3 protein-coding genes are annotated in these 1845 nt (G+C 34.1%); 1 reads left to right on the plus strand and 2 read right to left on the minus strand.

Annotated elements, in window-relative coordinates:
- Positions 1-20: 20 nt before the first annotated feature.
- Complete coding sequence (locus tag HMPREF0518_RS08210) at positions 21-392, minus strand: hypothetical protein (protein WP_003627741.1); 372 nt, start codon at positions 390-392, stop codon at positions 21-23.
- 17 nt (positions 393-409) lie between these two features.
- Positions 410-835 carry a DUF948 domain-containing protein gene (locus tag HMPREF0518_RS08215; protein ID WP_003627742.1) on the minus strand — a complete coding sequence of 142 codons (426 nt, stop codon included), beginning with the start codon at positions 833-835 and terminating at the stop codon, positions 410-412.
- A gap of 133 nt (positions 836-968) precedes the next feature.
- On the opposite strand from HMPREF0518_RS08215, the gene HMPREF0518_RS08220 reads away from it, so the two are divergent.
- Entirely contained in the window at positions 969-1820 is an 852-nt protein-coding gene (locus tag HMPREF0518_RS08220) for a mechanosensitive ion channel family protein (RefSeq protein ID WP_003627743.1), read from the plus strand.
- Positions 1821-1845 lie beyond the last annotated feature (25 nt).

Genomic DNA, 1845 nt, shown 5'->3' on the forward strand with positions numbered 1-1845 from the left:
ATTTTGTGATGAATAATGAACTATTCTTCGGATGAATTATCTGGAGTTGATGCAGTATCATCATTTTCAGCATTGTTTAAATCATCAACTGATTTTTCTGCATTGTTGCCATCAGCAACATCATTATCCTTGTTTGAATCATCAATAACGATGTCGTCAAAGTCCTTTAATTCTGAATAATCTTCAACATTCTTAGGGAATGAAGCTAATTGATTCTTAACGATTTCAGTACCATTGTCGTACTTCTTCTTCAAATCTTGAAGCTTATCGTTGTCTTTAATCTTGTTCTTAACATCATCAACTTGTTCATCACTAACAAGCAATGAACCTGCAATAAAGCCGGCTGCGCAACCAGCTACAGCACCTAATACAAAACTTGCAAATTTTTTCATAGTGAAATCCTCCTTTATTAATTTTCACCTCTACGGCGTCTGCGTCTTGCAAAGGCAGTTGCCGCAATTGAAGAAACGAGACCAGCATGACTAAAGTGATTGCTACTAAAGCGTTTAGCGATCTTCTTTGAAGAATCATTCAATTCGGATACGCTTTCACCTAAATCTGCAGCGGCTTTTACTACTGGATCTAACGTCTTCATTTTACCATTAACATCGATCATTAGGTCGTTAGTTTGATCTAATAAATTATGAGTTTGATCCATCAGACCATCCATATCTTCAGAAAGCTTCTTCATAGATTCATTAGTTGTCTGAATAGTCGCACTAGTTTCTTTCAAAACTTTTGCTGTACGAATAAGCATAGGGATCGTAAATAATACTAAAATTAAGAATGCGATTGCAGCAATTAAGCCAGCCAAAGCACCATAAGAGATTGTCATATTCTATCTTCTACCTCCATATACCATCTAAAAAAAGTCTAGCATGAATATACTTTATTCTCAATTAATGTCTTGTTATTCTTTTATTATAACCTATTAAATTAAAGAAAGGATATTATATAACCTACTCATCATGAAACCACCTACATTACCCACGCATATAAATATGCATAAAATTCAATTCAACTGGGACAAAATTGGTCAAAATTTCTTGTCTAACATTTGGCAACTAGCCATCACTACTTTAATCTTTTACCTTTTATCCCACTTTGGTCATAAGATAATTAACAATTATTTAGCTAGACATAATACGATCAGAAACAAAAGGACCAAAACAATTACTGCCTTAATCAACAGTATCTTCCAATATACTTTGATATTCTTTTATCTTTTTGGAATTTTATCCATTATTGGCGTGCCAGTGGGAACATTATTAGCCAGTGCCGGAATCTTCTCTCTTGCCTTAGGTATGGGGGCCCAAGGTTTTGTTAGTGATCTAGTTAACGGCTTCTTCATTTTAAGTGAGGATCAATTCGATGTAGGCGATACTGTTTCCATCAATGGGCAGATTGGTACTGTAGATCAGTTAGGATTGCGGACTACTCGTTTAAAGGCATCAGATGGTTCAATAATTTACATCCCTAATCGAGATATCACTATTGTGCAAAATCTTGCTCATAATGCTATCGGATTAACTATTAATTTAGAATTAGATGCAGATAACGACTTTGAACAAGTTAAACATATTATTAAAGAAGTTAATAAATCAATTAAGCCTGAAAAAGGCACTATTTCTTCTGGTCCTTCAATTATTGGTGTTTCTGGACAAAACGGACGTACAGTTACCTATGCCGTGTATTTCAAAGTAAAACCTGAGAAACAATCGGCAGTTAAAAATTTATATTTAGGAAAATATATTCAGGCTTTGCACAAGAATGACATTAAATTTGCGACAACGGCAAGTATAATCAAAACTAGTGCATAGAAAAAGTGTTTAGAACGAAAAATTC

Source organism: Lactobacillus helveticus DSM 20075 = CGMCC 1.1877 (assembly GCF_000160855.1).
Lineage (GTDB): Bacteria > Bacillota > Bacilli > Lactobacillales > Lactobacillaceae > Lactobacillus > Lactobacillus helveticus.

Bases quoted from the DNA above. Each gene is read 5' to 3' on its own strand.
- HMPREF0518_RS08210 (WP_003627741.1), bottom strand. From the start codon at position 392: ATGAAAAAATTTGCAAGTTTTGTATTAGGTGCTGTAGCTGGTTGCGCA.
- HMPREF0518_RS08215 (WP_003627742.1), bottom strand. From the start codon at position 835: ATGACAATCTCTTATGGTGCTTTGGCTGGCTTAATTGCTGCAATCGCA.
- HMPREF0518_RS08220 (WP_003627743.1), top strand. From the start codon at position 969: ATGAAACCACCTACATTACCCACGCATATAAATATGCATAAAATTCAA.